The sequence below is a fragment of the Luteimonas padinae genome (assembly GCF_014652935.1).
Lineage (GTDB): Bacteria > Pseudomonadota > Gammaproteobacteria > Xanthomonadales > Xanthomonadaceae > Luteimonas > Luteimonas padinae.
Genome location: NZ_BMZT01000010.1, coordinates 109,094 through 125,425 on the forward strand (window position 1 = coordinate 109,094; position 16,332 = coordinate 125,425).

At 67.3% G+C, this 16,332-nt stretch carries 16 protein-coding genes and 2 pseudogenes; 8 read left to right on the forward strand and 10 right to left on the reverse strand.

Annotated features, from left to right (window positions below):
- The first annotated feature begins 151 nt into the window (after nucleotides 1–151).
- Nucleotides 152–1,405, forward strand: coding sequence for a cell division protein FtsZ (ftsZ, locus tag IE168_RS12320; RefSeq protein ID WP_189498661.1), 1,254 nt, complete (start codon nucleotides 152–154; stop codon nucleotides 1,403–1,405).
- Between the two features lie 340 nt (nucleotides 1,406–1,745).
- Nucleotides 1,746–2,657 carry a UDP-3-O-acyl-N-acetylglucosamine deacetylase gene (lpxC, locus tag IE168_RS12325; protein WP_189498663.1) on the forward strand — a complete coding sequence of 304 codons (912 nt, stop codon included), beginning with the start codon at nucleotides 1,746–1,748 and terminating at the stop codon, nucleotides 2,655–2,657.
- Nucleotides 2,658–2,848: 191 nt separating this feature from the next.
- On the opposite strand, the gene IE168_RS12330 is transcribed toward lpxC, so the two are convergent.
- Complete coding sequence (locus IE168_RS12330) at nucleotides 2,849–3,274, reverse strand: DciA family protein (RefSeq protein ID WP_229823497.1); 426 nt, start codon at nucleotides 3,272–3,274, stop codon at nucleotides 2,849–2,851.
- Between the two features lie 26 nt (nucleotides 3,275–3,300).
- Here IE168_RS12330 and IE168_RS12335 point away from each other — a divergent pair, with 26 nt between their 5' ends.
- The 4 genes and pseudogenes from IE168_RS12335 to IE168_RS14760 all read left to right on the forward strand — a co-directional run.
- Nucleotides 3,301–4,212: a M23 family metallopeptidase gene (locus tag IE168_RS12335; protein WP_189498668.1), complete on the forward strand. Its 912-nt coding sequence runs from the start codon at nucleotides 3,301–3,303 to the stop codon at nucleotides 4,210–4,212.
- A gap of 327 nt (nucleotides 4,213–4,539) precedes the next feature.
- Nucleotides 4,540–7,275 carry a preprotein translocase subunit SecA gene (gene secA / locus IE168_RS12340; RefSeq protein ID WP_189498670.1) on the forward strand — a complete coding sequence of 912 codons (2,736 nt, stop codon included), beginning with the start codon at nucleotides 4,540–4,542 and terminating at the stop codon, nucleotides 7,273–7,275.
- 9 nt (nucleotides 7,276–7,284) lie between these two features.
- Nucleotides 7,285–7,698, forward strand: a pseudogene (gene mutT / locus IE168_RS14755) (8-oxo-dGTP diphosphatase MutT); the annotation flags it as partial.
- Between the two features lie 228 nt (nucleotides 7,699–7,926).
- Nucleotides 7,927–8,442: pseudogene (locus tag IE168_RS14760) on the forward strand (thiamine phosphate synthase); the annotation flags it as partial.
- A 94-nt stretch (nucleotides 8,443–8,536) separates the two neighbouring features.
- On the opposite strand, the gene coaE reads toward IE168_RS14760, so the two are convergent.
- From coaE to IE168_RS14860, 4 genes are all read right to left on the reverse strand, one after another.
- Nucleotides 8,537–9,175 (reverse strand): dephospho-CoA kinase, encoded by a 639-nt coding sequence (coaE, locus tag IE168_RS12355; RefSeq protein ID WP_189498672.1) that lies wholly within the window; start codon nucleotides 9,173–9,175, stop codon nucleotides 8,537–8,539.
- 126 nt (nucleotides 9,176–9,301) lie between these two features.
- Nucleotides 9,302–9,547, reverse strand: a complete 246-nt coding sequence (locus tag IE168_RS12360; RefSeq protein ID WP_229823502.1) for a BrnA antitoxin family protein — start codon at nucleotides 9,545–9,547, stop codon at nucleotides 9,302–9,304.
- Nucleotides 9,537–9,824: a BrnT family toxin gene (locus tag IE168_RS12365; protein WP_229823504.1), complete on the reverse strand. Its 288-nt coding sequence runs from the start codon at nucleotides 9,822–9,824 to the stop codon at nucleotides 9,537–9,539. The genes IE168_RS12360 and IE168_RS12365 overlap by 11 nt, the downstream gene beginning before the upstream one ends.
- 118 nt (nucleotides 9,825–9,942) lie before the next feature.
- Nucleotides 9,943–10,173, reverse strand: a complete 231-nt coding sequence (locus IE168_RS14860) for a BrnA antitoxin family protein (RefSeq protein WP_189498676.1) — start codon at nucleotides 10,171–10,173, stop codon at nucleotides 9,943–9,945.
- Between IE168_RS14860 and IE168_RS12375 the strand changes: the two genes are divergently transcribed.
- Entirely contained in the window at nucleotides 10,157–10,582 is a 426-nt protein-coding gene (locus IE168_RS12375) for a PIN domain-containing protein (protein ID WP_425490160.1), read from the forward strand. The two genes, IE168_RS14860 and IE168_RS12375, sit on opposite strands and share 17 nt — an antisense overlap.
- Nucleotides 10,579–10,839, forward strand: a complete 261-nt coding sequence (locus IE168_RS12380) for a toxin-antitoxin system HicB family antitoxin (protein ID WP_189498678.1) — start codon at nucleotides 10,579–10,581, stop codon at nucleotides 10,837–10,839. Before IE168_RS12375 ends, IE168_RS12380 begins: the two co-directional genes overlap by 4 nt.
- Before the next feature lie 32 nt (nucleotides 10,840–10,871).
- On the opposite strand, the gene IE168_RS12385 is transcribed toward IE168_RS12380, so the two are convergent.
- The 5 genes from IE168_RS12385 to IE168_RS12405 form a co-directional block, all read right to left on the reverse strand.
- Nucleotides 10,872–11,732, reverse strand: a complete 861-nt coding sequence (locus tag IE168_RS12385) for a prepilin peptidase (RefSeq protein ID WP_189498679.1) — start codon at nucleotides 11,730–11,732, stop codon at nucleotides 10,872–10,874.
- A 7-nt stretch (nucleotides 11,733–11,739) separates the two neighbouring features.
- Nucleotides 11,740–13,011, reverse strand: coding sequence for a type II secretion system F family protein (locus tag IE168_RS12390; protein WP_189498681.1), 1,272 nt, complete (start codon nucleotides 13,009–13,011; stop codon nucleotides 11,740–11,742).
- Between the two features lie 127 nt (nucleotides 13,012–13,138).
- Nucleotides 13,139–14,863 carry a type IV-A pilus assembly ATPase PilB gene (gene pilB / locus IE168_RS12395; protein ID WP_189498683.1) on the reverse strand — a complete coding sequence of 575 codons (1,725 nt, stop codon included), beginning with the start codon at nucleotides 14,861–14,863 and terminating at the stop codon, nucleotides 13,139–13,141.
- Between the two features lie 75 nt (nucleotides 14,864–14,938).
- Nucleotides 14,939–15,682 carry a TfpX/TfpZ family type IV pilin accessory protein gene (tfpZ, locus tag IE168_RS12400; protein ID WP_189498685.1) on the reverse strand — a complete coding sequence of 248 codons (744 nt, stop codon included), beginning with the start codon at nucleotides 15,680–15,682 and terminating at the stop codon, nucleotides 14,939–14,941.
- 46 nt (nucleotides 15,683–15,728) lie between these two features.
- A complete protein-coding gene (locus tag IE168_RS12405; RefSeq protein WP_189498687.1) occupies nucleotides 15,729–16,241 on the reverse strand; it encodes a pilin in 513 nt (170 codons plus the stop codon).
- Nucleotides 16,242–16,332: the final 91 nt, after the last annotated feature.

Consider the following 16,332-nt stretch of genomic DNA (forward strand, 5'->3'; position numbering starts at 1 on the left):
CCGGGCTTCCAGCCACCCCTGTGGGAGCAGCTACAGCTGCGACCGCCCCGCGACACCAGGCGACGACGAAAACGATCCATCGCGGCACCGCTCCACCCCCAACAACAAGAAAACACCAGCAACACATAACGACATCAAGAGGACTACGGACATGGCGCACTTCGAACTGGTTGAAAAGATGGCCCCCAACGCCGTCATCAAGGTCATCGGCGTGGGTGGCGGCGGTGGCAACGCCGTCAACCACATGGTCAACAGCAGCGTGGACGGCGTGGAATTCATCACCGCCAACACCGACGCGCAGGCGATCAAGAACTGCGGCTCCAAGCTGCAGCTGCAGCTCGGCACCAGCGTCACCAAGGGCCTGGGCGCGGGCGCGAATCCGGAAGTGGGCCGCCAGGCCGCGCTCGAGGACCGCGACCAGATCATGGAAGCGCTGCAGGGCGCGGACATGGTGTTCATCACCGCCGGCATGGGCGGCGGTACCGGCACCGGCGCGGCTCCGGTGGTGGCGCAGCTGGCCAAGGAGATGGGCATCCTGACCGTCGCCGTGGTCACCAAGCCGTTCCCGTTCGAGGGCCGCCGCCGCATGCAGGTGGCGCTGAAGGGCATCGAGGAACTGGCCGCCAGCTGCGACTCGCTGATCACCATCCCCAACGAGAAGCTGATCACCGTGCTTGGCCGCAACGCCACCATGGTGCAGGCCTTCCGTGCCGCCAACGACGTGCTGCTGGGCGCCGTGCAGGGCATCGCCGACCTGATCGTCCGCCCGGGCCTGATCAACGTCGACTTCGCCGACGTGCGCACCGTGATGGGCGAGATGGGCCTGGCGATGATGGGCACCGGCACCGCCCGCGGCGACGACCGCGCGCAGGCCGCCGCCGAGTCCGCGATCCAGAACCCGCTGCTCGACGACGTCAACCTGGCCGGCGCCAACGGCATCCTGGTCAACATCACCGCCGGCCCCGACTTCACCATGAGCGAGTTCGACGAGGTCGGCCGCACCGTGGAGAACTTCGCCAGCGAGGACGCGACGATCGTCATCGGCACCGTGCTCGACCCGGACATGCAGGACGACGTGCGCGTGACCGTGGTCGCCACCGGCCTCAACGCCAACCGCGGCCGCAGCACCGGCCACGGCCGCGGCGAGTCCAGCTACCAGGAGCCGCAGCGCCGCCCGCACGTGCAGCTGATCAACACCGGCGGCCGCCGCGACGGCACCACCGGCATGCTGATCGAGGACGAGGTGCAGCCGGTGGCCGCGACCGGCGGCTTCGGCCTGCGCCGCGCCTCCGCCGAGCCGGCTGCAGCCCCCGCCACCCCCGCCACCCCCGCCGTCGCCGACTTCGGCGGCAACGACTCCGGCTACCTGGACATTCCGGCGTTCCTGCGCCGCCAGGCCGACTGAGCCGAAGGGACCCCGCGTACGCGCGGGGTCCCGCAGCCCTACCGGTCACCGCCTTTGCAGGAGCGGCCATAGCCGCGACCGGCACCAAGCATCAGGCCGCACCACTGGTCGCGGCTGTAGCCGCTCCTGCAGTGACGAAGGCATCGGAGACACAGGAAAGCATCGGAGGCGCCGATCGCCGCGATAGCCGCGACGACCCGGCGGCACGCTGCGTCCGAAGGACGATTCCCGCAGGCGCCGCCAACTCCGTTCAGGTTCAGCCTGCCGCGTGCTAAATTGCGAACCGCTTTCATTTGACGGTCGCCGCGCGCGGCCGTACCGGACCCCAGAGCCCCCGCGAATGGCCCAGCAGCGCACCATCAAGAACGTCACCCGCGCCACCGGCGTGGGGCTGCACAGCGGCGAAAAGGTCTACATGACCCTGCGGCCGGCCCCGCCGGACACGGGCATCGTGTTCCGCCGCATCGACGTCGAGCCGCCGGTCGAGATCCCGGCCGAGGCCACCCTGGTCACCGAAACCACCCTCTGCACCGGCCTGTCCACGGACGGCGCCAACGTGCAGACCGTCGAACACCTGATGTCGGCGCTGGCCGGCCTGGGCATCGACAACATCATGGTCGAGCTGTCGGCGCCCGAGGTGCCGATCATGGACGGCTCTTCGGGCCCGTTCGTGTTCCTGCTGCAGTCGGCCGGCATCGTCGAGCAGGACGCGCCCAAGCGCTTCATCCGCGTGACCCGTCCGGTCGAGGTGCGCGACGGCGACAAGATCGCCCGCTTCGAGCCCTTCGACGGCTTCCGGCTGGGTTTCACCATCGACTTCAACCACCCCGCGATCCCGACCACGCGCTCGCGCGCGGAAGTCGAGTTCTCCACCGAGAACTACATCCGCGAGGTCAGCCGCGCCCGCACCTTCGGCTTCATGCGCGACCTGGAGTACATGCGCGACCGCAACCTCGGCCTCGGCGGCTCGATGGACAACGCCATCGTGCTCGACGACTTCCGGGTGCTGAACGAGGACGGCCTGCGCTACGCCGACGAGTTCGTCCGCCACAAGATCCTCGACGCGGTGGGCGACCTGTACCTCGCCGGCCGTCCGATCATCGGTGCCTTCGAGGGCTACAAGTCCGGCCACGCGCTCAACAACAAGCTGGTGCGCGCGCTGCTGGCCGAAGAGGACGCCTGGGAAGAGGTGACCTTCCCCGAAGCCGTCCCCAGCCCGGTCACCTACGGCACCCTCCAGCCCGCCGCCTGAGCCGCGGCGGCGGCGCCCGCCGCCCTCACGGACCTGTCCAGCGCCTGTCCCGCCTTCACGCGTTCTTGCCGTGAAGCGCACGATTTGATGAAAAATTAACGAAAAACCCGCAAAAACGACCGCCCCGGTTAACGTTTCGGGCGGCCATGGCCGTTAGGATGCCCCCTCGGCCCGGAGGCGGGTCGTCGAATTCAGGACCCGTCGCTGCTGTCATCCTTCGGGATGCGCAGGGACGCCAAGGCATCCCGCAGCCCCTCCGGTGCGGACGCCGACAGCGGACGTATGGCCGTTTCGACCCGCGCAGGCGGGAACAGCGGCTGGGTGGTCGTCCTGACCCTGAGCTCCCGGACATCCAGCCCTTTCGAACGGGCGGCGTCCAGGAGCGCTGGAGCGGCAAGCCTGAGGCTGGCGTTCCACAGTGGCGAATCCACCAGGTACACCAGCCTCGCGCCATCCACATTCGCAAGCCGCGCGTGCGCGGCAAGTGAAACCGGAAGGGATGGACGCAGGGCGCGGTCGAGCGCGTCGAGCCACATGGCGCGCCTGATCGGGGAGTGGCCGGCTGGATCGGCCGCCAGCGCGTCGAGTGCGACGCGCGGACCTTTGGGGGAAGCCACTAGGCTCTGCCGGCAGACATGGTGATATGACTTTACAACGTACGCTTCTTCATTCGCAGGCCTGGATCCTGCACTACGTCCGCCGCGGCGGCAGGCGCATCGGCGCGCTCTGCGGCAGGCAGCCGCTGGCAGTGGTCGCGGCAACGCTCATCGTCGGGGCCGCCCTCGGGGCCGCCATCCAGGCGGGCGAGGTCAACGCGCTGCGCGCGGAGCTGACCAGCCAGGAGGCCCAGCTCGAGGACACCCGCCGCGCCGCCCAGCGCGAGGTCAACGCCCTGGCCGCGCGCCTGGGCGAACTGCAGGCCGAGGCCACCCGTCTCAACGCGCTTGGCGACCGCCTGACCCGCGTGGCCCAGCTCGGCGACGGCGAGTTCGACTTCAACCGTCCGGTCGGCGTCGGCGGCCTCGGCCCCGTGCGCGACATGCCCGCCGGCGAGCTGCGCGAGGGCATCACCGGCATCGACGCCGACTTCGCCGCCGCCGGCGGCCAGCTGTCGGTGCTGGAGGCGCTGCTGTTCAACCGCGAGCTCGATCGCAACGCGGTGCCGTCGCGCTCGCCGGTGGCGTCGAGCTACGTCACCTCCGGCTTCGGCCGCCGCGCCGATCCCTTCGGTGGCGGCGCCGCCTGGCACAAGGGCATCGACTTCGACGCCCGCACCGGCGACCCGGTGCTGGCGGTGGCCGACGGCGTGGTCAGCTTTTCCGGCGTGCGCTCGGGCTACGGCAACGTGGTCGAGATCGACCACGGCAACGGCTACGTCACCCGCTACGCGCACAACTCGCGCAACACCGTGCAGGTGGGCGACCTGGTGCGCGTGGGCGGCGAGATCGCCAAGGCCGGCAGCACCGGCCGCAGCACCGGCGCGCACGTCCACTTCGAGGTCTGGGAGAACGGGCGGGTGATGAACCCGCGCAAGTTCCTCGGCGAGCAGCACTGACCCGCACCGACCTCCCCCTGTAGGAGCGGCTATAGCCGCGACCAGCATTCCCGTGTATCGAGATATCCGGTCGCGGCTGTAGCCGCTCCTACAGAAGGGGCCGGTGCGTGCGATCGGAAAGGGGCCGGGCGTGCGATCAGAAGGGGCCCGGGCGTGCGATCAGAAGGGGCCCGGGGCGTGCGATCGCGGCTGCAAAGGGCTTGATAGGCGGTCCCGGGACCCCCACGCTACAATGCCGCGGCCAGCAGGAAAGGGCGCCATGCGCCCTTTTCCCGTTTCCGGGCAAGCCATTGCCCGGGGCCATCCACTCCTCCAACCGGTCACCCAATGCTCAATCGCCTGCTCACCAGCGTCTTCGGCAGCCGCAACGAACGCATCGTCGGTCAGTTCAACAAGGTCGTCGCGAAGATCAACGCGCTCGAGCCGGAGATGCAGGCGCTCTCCGACGCCGAGCTGCAGGGCAAGACCGCCGCGTTCAAGCAGCGCATCGCCAGCGGCGAAGCGCTCGACAAGATCCTGCCGGAAGCCTTCGCCGTCTGCCGCGAGGCCTCGGTGCGCGTGCTCGGCATGCGCCACTACGACGTGCAGCTGGTCGGCGGCATGGTGCTGCACACCGGCAAGATCGCCGAGATGCGCACCGGCGAGGGCAAGACCCTGGTCGCCACCCTGGCGGTGTACCTCAACGCCCTGGAAGGCAAGGGCGTGCACGTGGTCACGGTGAACGACTACCTCGCCCGCCGCGATGCCGCGCAGATGGGCAGGCTGTACAACTGGCTGGGCCTGAGCGTGGGCGTGGTCTACCCCGGCATGCCGCATGGCGACAAGCACGCCGCCTACGGCGCCGACATCACCTACGGCACCAACAACGAGTTCGGCTTCGACTACCTGCGCGACAACATGGCGCTGTCGAAGGAGCAGCGTTACCAGCGCGGCCTGCACTACGCGATCATCGACGAGGTCGACTCGATCCTGATCGACGAGGCGCGCACGCCGCTGATCATCTCCGGCCCCGCCGACGAGACCCCCGACCTCTACATCAAGGTCAACCGCATCGTTCCCGAGTTCACCCGCCAGGCCGACGAGCAGTCCGAAGGCGACTACTGGGTGGACGAGAAGGGCAAGCAGGTGCACCTGTCCGAGGCCGGCCAGGAGCTGGCCGAGAACCTGCTGCGCCGCGCCGGCATCCTCGGCGAGGACGACGGCCTGTACGACCCGCACAACATCCACGTCGTGCACCACCTCAACGCCGCCTTGCGCGCGCACGCGATCTACCAGCGTGACGTCGACTACATCGTGCGCGACGGCGAAGTGATCATCGTCGACGAATTCACCGGCCGCACCCTGCAGGGCCGCCGCTGGTCCGACGGCCTGCACCAGGCGATAGAGGCCAAGGAAGGCGTGCCGGTGCAGCGCGAGAACCAGACGCTGGCCAGCATCACCTTCCAGAACCTGTTCCGCATGTACAACAAGCTGTCGGGCATGACCGGCACCGCGGACACGGAAGCCTTCGAGTTCAACAGCATCTACAACCTCGAAGTGGTGGTGATCCCGACCCACCGCCCGATGATCCGCGTCGACCATCCCGACGCCGTGTTCCTCAACCGCGCCGGCAAGTACCGCGCCGTGGTCAACGAGCTGAAGGAAGCGCACGCGCGCAACCAGCCGGTGCTGGTGGGCACGACCTCGATCGAGGTGTCGGAGATGCTCGGCCAGCAGCTGACCGAGGCCGGCATCCACCACGAGGTGCTCAACGCCAAGCAGCACGAGCGCGAGGCGACCATCGTCGCCCAGGCCGGGCGTCCGGGCGCGGTCACCATCGCCACCAACATGGCCGGCCGCGGCACCGACATCGTGCTCGGCGGCTCGCTGGAAGCCGAGATCGCCGCGCTCGAGGCCGAGCAGGGCGAGGTCGACGAGGCCACCCGTGCGCGCCTGAAGGCCGCCTGGCAGGAGCGCCACGACCTGGTCAAGGCCGCCGGCGGCCTGCACATCGTCGGCACCGAACGCCACGAATCGCGCCGCATCGACAACCAGCTGCGCGGCCGCTCGGGCCGCCAGGGCGACCCGGGCTCCAGCCGCTTCTACCTGTCGCTGGAAGACAACCTGATGCGCATCTTCGCCGCCGACTGGGTGCAGAAGGTCATGGCGCGCATGGGCCTGAAGGAGGACGACATCATCGAGTCGCCTCTGGTCAGCAAGCAGATCGCCAACGCCCAGCGCAAGGTCGAGGCCCACAACTTCGACATCCGCAAGAACCTGCTCGACTTCGACGACGTCAACAACGACCAGCGCAAGGTCATCTACGGCCAGCGCAACGAGCTGCTCGAGGCCGATGACATCCGCGACAACATCGCCGGCATCCGCACCGACGTGGTCGGCGACCTGGTCGAGCGCTTCGTGCCGCCGGATTCGGTCGACGACCAGTGGGACATCGCCGGCCTGCAGGCGACGCTCGAGTCCGAGCTGGGCATGCAGGTTGACCTGGCGGGCTGGGTCGCCGCGCAGGCCGAGATCGACGCCGACGGCATCCTCGCGCACGTGCAGCAGGTGGTGGAGGAGAGCGTGGCCGCGAAGGAGGCCTCGATCGGCGCCGAGACCATGCGCATGCTCGAGAAGCACATCATGCTCAGCGTGCTCGACGACAACTGGAAGCAGCACCTCGCGCGCATGGACTACCTGCGCCAGGGCATCCACCTGCGCGGCTACGCCCAGAAGCAGCCGAAGCAGGAATACAAGAAGGAAGCCTTCGAGCTGTTCTCCGAGATGCTCGACAAGGTCAAGCGCGAAGTGGTGACGATGCTCGCCCGCGTGCGCGTGCGCACCGAGGAGGAAGTCGCCGCGCTGGAGGCCCAGGAGCGTGCCCAGGCCGAGGCCCAGGCCCGCCGCATGCAGTTCCAGCACGCCGACAGCGGCGGCTACAGCGCCGACGAGGAAGCCGCCACGCCCGACTACCAGTACGGCGACGCCTCCGGCGACGACGGCATGCCCAAGGTCGGTCGCAACGATCCCTGCCCCTGCGGCAGCGGGAAGAAGTACAAGCACTGCCATGGGCAGCTCGGCTGACCCAGGGCGATGAAGGTGGTCGACGTCGTCGCCGCCGTCATCACCGACGCCCGCGGCCGGATCCTGCTGGCGCGACGCACCGAGGGCCGCGACCTCGCCGGCCTGTGGGAATTCCCTGGCGGCAAGCGCGAGCCCGGCGAGACGCCGGAGGCCGCGCTGGTGCGCGAGCTGCATGAAGAGCTGGGCATCGTCGCCCAGGTCGGCGCCCACCTCATCACCGTCCCACAGCGCTATCCCGACAAGCGCCTGCGCCTGGACGTGCGCCACGTCAGCCGCTGGACAGGGCTTCCCCGCGGCCGCGAAGGCCAGGCCCTGGCCTGGGTGCCGCCGCACAAGCTGGCGAGCTACGCCATGCCGCCCGCGGACATCCCCGTGGTAGCGGCCCTGCTGCAGCCCGACCGCTACGCCATCACCCCCACCCCCACCCCTGCCGCTGCCGTCGCCCCCGTGGCCACTCCCGCCACTCTTGCCGTCCCCGCCCCCGACAACCCCGCCACTCTTGTCGCCTCCGCCCGCGCCACTCTTGCGGCCCCCCCTCCCTGTAGGAGCGGCTACAGCCGCGACCACACCCGCAACCACACCCGCGAAGACAAGCCCGCACCCGCAGCCCCACCTTCAGCCACGGCCCCGGAAGCCACCGCCGCCTCGTGGCTTACCGGCCTGGACGCCACCCTGGCCACCGGCATCACCCGCTTGCAGTTCCGAGTGCCGGGCATAGCGCCCACGCTCTACCACGAACTCGCCACGGCCACCGCCGAGCGCTGCCGCCGCGCCGGCGCCGCGCTGCTCCTCAACGCCGACATCCCCCTGGCCCGCGAACTCGGAACCGGCGTGCACCTGCGCGCCTCGCAGCTGGCCGCGCTCAACGGGCGCCCGCCACTGACCGAAGGCGCGCTGCTGGCGGCCTCGTGCCACACGGCCGCGGATCTCGAGCATGCGGCGCGGCTGGGCTGCGATTTCGTGGTGCTGGGGGCGGTGAAGCCGACCGCCACGCACCCGGGCGAGCCGGGCATCGGTTGGGAGGCATTTGCAGCGCTGCGGGAGTCGGTGAGCCTGCCGGTGTATGCGATCGGAGGACTGGGGCCGGAGGACATGGATGACGCCCGGCGCCAGGGCGCGCAGGGGGTTGCGGGAATACGCGCACTGTGGGGCGGTCGCGGCACATAGCGGCGCACGGCCGCGTCGGGCACCGTCGTCCGAACGGAGGCGTCCGCTGCAGTGCGTGAACGCTCGCGGCCGATGTGAGGAGATTCCGATTCAATCAGCGGAACGTGGCCCGGCTGCCCTGTGCCTCTTCCGCCAGGTACAGGTAGCGCCCATGCAGCCGCGCCACCTCCGCGTCCAGCGCCTCCAGCGGCCCGTCGTTTTCGATCACATCATCCGCCACCGCCAGCCGCCGTTCGCGCGTGGCCTGGGCGCGGATCATCTTCCAGGCCAGCGCTTCGTCGATGCCGTCGCGCTTCAGCAGGCGCGCAAGCTGAAGCTCCACCGGCACGTCCACCACCAGCACGCGGTCCACCCAGGGGGCGTAGGCGTCCGCCCCGGCCTCTGCGTACAGCGGGATGGCAGCAATCGCGTAGGGACCCGGCGCGGCTTCGCAGGCGGCGCGCAGCGCGGCGCGCACGCGGGGGTGGATGATGGCTTCGAGCCGGCGACGCGCGTCGGCATCGGCGAAGACCCGCCGCCGCATCGCCGCGCGATCCATGGCGCCGTCCGGCCCGAGCGCTTCGGGGCCGAAGGCTTGCACCACCTCCGCCAGGCCCGGGGTGCCGGGCGCCACGACCTCGCGCGCCGCGATGTCGGCATCGGCCACATGCACCCCGAGGGCGCGGAAACGGCGTTCAACCTCGGACTTGCCGGAGGCGATGCCGCCGGTCAGGGCAACGGTGTAGCGGGCCATGCGCGAAAGTCTGGCTGGAAATGTGCGGAGCCGCCATAGGGACACCTGATGTGGCCCCAAGGCCGCCTGCGCCGATCCGGCTCATGTGCGCCTGGCGGCGCTCTTGGGGGAGCCGCTGATGGAGTCCTATGGCGCCCGTTCGCCCAGAAGCTCCGCCATGCGCGTCTGCCAGCCGGGCCCGGAGGCCTTCCATGCCGCCAATACCGATTCCGGCAGACGGATCGTGACCTGCCGCCGTGGGTTGGTCGCCAGCGGACGACCGGCGCGCTTCACCACGCCGCGCGCAAGCATGTCGCCGGTCAATTCGGGGAGTTCGTCGTACTCGGAAGGCTGTACCTGGTGTGCGTCCACCCGCCCGAGATCAGACTTCAAGCCGCGGTCCGATGCGTGCCTGCTCGCGTTCATTGGCTTTCCTCATGCTGAAAACGTGACGGATCGCGCCCCGCTGCGTGTATCCGATGACGACCAACCGGCCAGCGAGATGGCCAAAGCAGATGACGTGGGTCTCGCCGTAATCCCGGCGAGTGTCTTCGACCTCGAACGTGTTGCCTGCAAACACCAGCGTCGCGTCTTCAAAATCCAGAGCCCGCGATTCGAGCGTGCATTGCCGCTTGGCTGGATCATAGCTGATCTGATGAATTGATGTCACTACAACAATAGGCCACTGGCCCGCCCTGCAAACACTTTGCTGGTACGAGCAGCGCAATCGTGTCCGCGTGCAACTCGAAGAGGCATCGGAACACGCTGTGCATGGCTGTAGGCGGCATTCATCCGCAACTGCCACCGTGACCGCCGGCCCTGAAGGCCTCCAGAACGTCCTTGTCGAAGCGGATGGTGGTCGATTTCTTCGTGCCGCTTCCGGGCGGCCGGCCGCGACGCGCCACCGCTTCCCGGGCCTTGGCAGCAGGCACCACGCGGCGCCCAATGCGCCATACACCCCGCCGTCTTGATCGCATTGGTGACGTCATATACGATATCGAAATGCTGAGGCTTGTCATCGACACCGACGTGATAGTCGCCGCCCTGCAGAGTGATTCTGGCGCGTCCCGCCAATTGCTGCTGGACGTGTTGGACCGGCATTGCGCGCTGCTGCTGTCCGTACCGTTGATGCTGGAGTACGAAGCCGTGCTGACCCGCCCCGGGCACTTGTTGGCCGCCGGCATCGACGAACGTGACGTGCGCCTGGTGCTGGACGAACTTGCCGGCCTGTGCGTGCCGGTGGCATTCGACTACCGCTGGCGCCCAACGGGGGCTGACGGCGATGATGAGCTGGTCGTTGAAACCGCGGTCAACGGCCTTGCCGATGTCGTGGCCACCTTCAACACCCGCCACATGCAAAAAGCCTGCGAAAGATTCGGCATTTCCGCCGAACGCCCGGTGCACTGCCTACGGAGGATCCGCACATGAGCACGATCGCCAATTTCCCGTTGCGCCTCCCTGCTGACCTCAAGGAAGCCGCGGCGCGGCAGGCCAGCGACTCGGGGGTGAGCATCAATCAGTTCATCGCCACGGCACTTGCGGCGCGCGTGGGCGCCACGGCGGAGGCGGAACGGTATTTCGCCGCGCGCAGCAAACGGGCGCAGGCCGGACAGGCCAGACTCGTGCTGGCGCGGGCAGGCAAGGGCAAGCCGCCGCGCAAGGGCGACGTACCGGCCGAGTCCTGATATGGCTGCCAGCCTTTGCAGGAGTCGCCGGCTCAGAAACCCGCGATGCCCCGATACCACCCGATCAGGTCACCGCCCCACATGAACACGATCCAGCCGGCGATCGCGAGATAGGGGCCGAACGGGATCGGCGTGGCCTTGTCGCGGCCCTTGGCGAACAGCCAGGCGCTGCCGATCACCGCGCCCACCAGCGACGAGATCAGGATGATCGGCAGCACGCCCGCCAGGCCGCACCAGGCGCCCAGCGCGGCCAGCAGCTTGAAGTCGCCGTGGCCCATGCCTTCCTTGCCGGTGAGCTGCTTGAACACCCACCACACGCTCCACAGGCTGACGTAGCCGGCGATCGCGCCCAGCAGCGCGGCCTTGGGCCCGATGTAGAGGTTCTCCACCGCCGCGATCAATCCCAGCCACATCAGCGGCAGGGTGAGCGAATCCGGCAGCAGTTGAGTGCGGAAGTCGATGCCCGACAGCGCGATCAGGAAGCAGGTGAGCAGTCCCGCGCCGAAGCCCTGCCAGCCGAAGCCGAAGCGCCAGACGCAGGCCAGCAGCAGCAGCATCGTCAGCAGCTCGACCGCCGGGTACTGGATCGAGATCGGCGCACGGCACGAGCGGCACTTGCCGCCCAGCGCCAGCCAGCTCAGCACCGGGATGTTCTCGTACCAGCTCAGCTGGTGGCCGCAGTGCGGGCAGTGCGAGCGCTCCACCACGATGCCGGGTGGAGGCGGGTCGTACAGCTCCGGCTCGCCGAGCATCTCGCGGCTGTCGCGCTTCCACTGCCACTCCATGCGCCGGGGCAGGCGCAGGATGACGACGTTGAGGAAGCTGCCGACGAGCAGGCCGAGGCCTGCGACCAGCGGATAGCCGAGTTCTGGGTTCTGGTCGAGGAAGGCCACTGCCGGGTCAGACCACCGCGGCCAGCTTGAAGATCGGGAGGTACATGCCGATGACCATGCTGCCGACCACGCCACCGATGAAGATCATGATCATCGGTTCCAGCAGGCTGGACAGCGCGTCCACGGCGTTGTTGACCTCTTCCTCGTAGAACTCGGCCACCTTGAACAGCATGGTGTCGAGCGCACCGGCCTCCTCGCCGATGGCCGCCATCTGCACGACCATGTGCGGGAACAGGTTGACCTGCTTCATCGCCATGTTGAGCTGGTAGCCGACGGCGACGTCGTCCTTGATGTTGTGCACCGCTTTCTCATACACGGTGTTTCCGGTCGCGCCGGCCACGATGTCCAGTGCTTCCACCAGTGGCACACCGGCCTTGAAGGTGGTCGCCAGCGTGCGCGAGAAGCGCGCGATCGACGAGTTGTGCATCACCTGGCCGATCACGGGGATCTTCAGGATCGCGCGGTCGCAGAAATGCTGGAAGGCCGGTGAGCGCTTGAAGAAGAAGATCGCGGCAAAGATGCTGCCGCCCACTATCAGCAGGATCAGCCACCACCATGCCACCATGAAGTCGGAAGCGGCCACGATCAGCTTGGTAAAGGCGGGCAGGTCCGCACCAAAGTTCGAGAACACCGCCTCGAACTGCGGCACCACGAATACGAGCAGGATGGAGCTGACGATCAGGGCCACCGCCACGACCGTGGCCGGATAGAACAGCGCCTTCTTGATCTTGCCCTTCAGGGATTCGATGTTTTCCTTGTAGGTGGCGATCGTCTCCAGCACCGTTTCCAGCACGCCCGCGCCTTCGCCGGCCTTGACCAGGTTGCGATACAGCTCGTCGAACTGAACCGGGTGCTTGCTCATGGCCTCGAAGATGGACGAGCCGCCCTCGATGTCCAGGCGCAGCGAATCGACCATAGCCTTCATGCGGGGATTCTTGTTGCCGTTCGCGATGATCTCCAACGCCTGCACAATCGGCACGCCGGACTTGATCATGGTGGCCAGCTGGCGGCTGAAGACCGCGATTTCCTTGGCTGTAATGCGCTTCCCGGCGCTGCCGAACAGTGGTTTGGCCTTGGGCTTGACTACTTGGGGGGTGATGCCCTGGCGGCGCAGCTCCGCTCGCAGCAGGTTGGCATTTTTTGCCGTCTGCTCGCCCTTCATTTTCTTGCCGCGCTTGTCGGTGCCCTCCCACACGAATGGCGTCAGTTCGACGCCCGCCCTCTGCTGCACAGCGGGCTTCTTCGCGGCGGATCGCGCAGCGCTACCGGTAACTGCCATCTGGGACTCCCCTCAAGGTCCGGAACCCCGGCCGGACCGCAAGCCAGCATCCTAAACCCTTGGGCCGGAAAGTGAAATTTCCGGATGTGATGGGTTGCCGGATTCTGGCAGTTTCCGACCCGAAAAGTCAGTCCACCGTTACGCGGTTGATCTCGGCGAGGCTGGTCAGGCCGTTCTTGACCTTGAGCAGGGCCGACTGGCGGAGGTCCCGGACACCGGCCTTCTGCGCTACTTCGGAGATCTGCAGTGCATTGCCGCCCTCCAGGATGATCTCCTGGATCTCCTCGGCCATGGGCATGACCTGATAGATGCCCACCCGGCCCTTGTAGCCGCCGGTGCAGTCGTCACAACCCACGGCCTCGTAAACCGTGAAGCCCTGGTGCACCTCGTCGGCGGTGAAGCCCTCCGCCAGCAGGGCGTTGTCCGGCAGCTCGGCCGGCCGCTTGCATTTGGGGCAGAGCCGCCGGCACAAGCGCTGGGCGATCACCAGGGTCACGGAACTGGTGATGTTGTAGGGCGCGATGCCCATGTTCATCAGGCGTGCGATGGTCTGCGGGGCGTCGTTGGTGTGCAGCGTGGACAGCACCATGTGGCCGGTCTGCGCGGCCTTGATGGCGATCTCGGCGGTTTCCAGGTCGCGGATTTCGCCGACCATGATGATGTCCGGGTCCTGGCGCAGGAAACTGCGCAGGGCGGCGGCGAAGGTCATGCCCCGCTTCACGTTCTGCTGGACCTGGTTCACGCCGGGCAGGCGGATTTCCACCGGGTCTTCGGCGGTGGAGATGTTGCGGGTCTCGTCGTTCAGGATGCCCAGCGCCGTGTACAGGCTCACGGTTTTGCCGGAGCCGGTGGGGCCGGTCACCAGCACCATCCCATAGGGCTTGTGGATGGCGTCCAGGAACAGCTGTTGCTGGTCGGGCTCGTAGCCCAGCTTGTCGATGCCGAGCTTGGCCGCGCTGCCGTCGAGGATACGCAACACCACCTTTTCGCCGAACAGCGTCGGCAAGGTACTGACGCGGAAGTCGATCTGCTTGGTCTTGGAAAGGTTGAGCTTGATGCGGCCGTCCTGCGGCACGCGCTTCTCGGCGATGTCCAACTGGGCCATGACCTTCAGGCGGGCCGTGAGACGTTGATTGAGCTTGACCGGCATCTTTGCAGTCTGTTTCAGGATGCCGTCGATGCGCAGTCGGACTCGGTAGTCGTTCTCGTAGGGCTCGAAGTGGATATCCGAGGCGCCCTTCTTGATGGCGTCGATCAGGACCTTGTTCACGAACTTGACCACCGGGGTGTCGTCGCCCTTGGCATCCACGCCGGAGTCCCCGCCCTCGTCCTCGCCGCCGGTGATGTCGAGGTTGTCCAAGCCGTCGCTGTCGCCTAGGTCGTCGCCGAAGGTGTCGCCGGCGTCCTGCCACAGCTCCAGGCAGCGGCGCAGCTTGTCCTCGTCCACCAGGATCGGTTCCACTACCAGGTTGGTGTGGAACTTGACCTCGTCCAGGGCGTGCGTGTTGGTGGGGTCGGGCGTGCCCACGAACAGGCGGTTGCCGCGCTTGAACAGGGGCAGGATGGGGTGCTTGGCCAGCAGTTCCTCGCTGACCAGATTGATGGCGCTCAGGGTGCCGTCCATCGTCGCCGGGTCGAATACCGGCATGCCGAATTCGATGGAATTGGCGGCCGCCAGCTGGGCCGAACTCACCAGCTTGTGGTCGCGGAGATACTGTGCGACAGGTTTCCGCTCCGCTGTGGCTTTGTCCAAGGCCTCGCGCGCGGACGTTCCGTCGAGCACACCATCAAGGACCAAGCGCCGGACGATGCCGGTGATGCCGACAAGATTGGCGGTGGGGATGGCGTTCATACAACCTCTACTCTGGGAGCCAGCCTTGAAACTTTAACGCACCTGGAGCCGAGCGATGCGCCACTCGCCCGCCTTTCACCAAGGGGGCACTGACAGTGCATCCAAAGGCATGCCCGTGTGCTTGTCCATCAACATCGTGATGTCCTTGCTGCGTGCCACCAGTGGCACCCAGACCACGGAATCCTCACTCTGCTTTGTGCGACGAAGCCATACGTCGATACGCCGGGCCTGAGTCGGCTGTTTGGCACGCAGCTGGGAAAGTGGTCTTGCGCGCTCAAGAAGGCTTGGAATCGCCTCTTCATAGTCGACGAAGTAGCGTGGAAACTTCTCGATGTCCTTTCCGGAAAGTGCCGAGGACATGAGTTCCTCGCGTTGCTTGGCGTCGTGCGGCAGTGCCGCGGCCACGAGCACCGGGCCTGTCCAGGACAACTCGCGCCACCGGGGCTGGCTGGCCTCAGCCAGATCATCCGGCTCCAGCTCATTGGCGGCCACTACAACGAAGCGGTCCACGGCTGCGACCAGGAATACCGGGCGGGACTGCAGCATGACGTGGAACCCATAGGCCAGCGCCGACAGCTGCAGGGCTACGATGACGGCCAGATCCCGTTTGAGTTCAGGCTTGCGCTGGTCGAACACGATCATGGTCAGCAGCGGTCCAAGCACGACATCCACGCCTACAAGCAGGATCAGCAGAGTGTCCGCCCCGCCAGCCTGGAAGTACGGAGGGGGGTACCACAAGCCCAGCAGCACGCCGCTTGCGACAGCCGCAACCAGCATGCTCAGGACGAAATGGATCGCGAACGCCTTGTACCGCGTCACGTGGCAACCGCTGCTACCGAAGGTGGGCAAGTGCGGCGCGCTGCGCTCATCGACATTCTGCAGGTGCGTACTTGGCCGGCAGTGTGCCGACACCACTGGTCAGTCCACGGCTGGTGGCTGTCGTATTCGTTGCTGAGGCGCAAGCCCAGTCAAGGGCGCCGGTTGCGCCGGGCGCCAGTTGGGCACCCTGCACGTTCGGAGTGAATACCAGCGTGCGTGCCTGGGCATCCGAGGGCAGGCTGGCTGTCGCCCCGGCGCTTGTGATGGTGATTGCGCCGGTGGCTGGATCGATCTGGATATCACCGACAAATTTGGACTGCTTTTCCGCGGCCGGCCGTGCGTTGTACTCGGCGGCGAGCCGCGCGACACGGGCCAGCCCGCCGGACTTGAAGCCTTCGGATACTTCCGACTTGGCCGATGAGCCAGCGACCATCAACTCGGTCATCTTGGCGCGGGTGGCGAAATCCTGATATGCGGGCAGCGCAATGGCGGCCAGGATGGCAATGATCGCCACGACGATCATCAGCTCAATCAGGGTAAAACCGTGTTGCCTGCTCATGATCCGCCCTGGAGTGCCTCTTCTTCGAACAGTTGGTGCATGTAGCGAGGCTTGAAAAAAGGAAGCTCCGCAGTGCGGAGCCTCCTGGTTA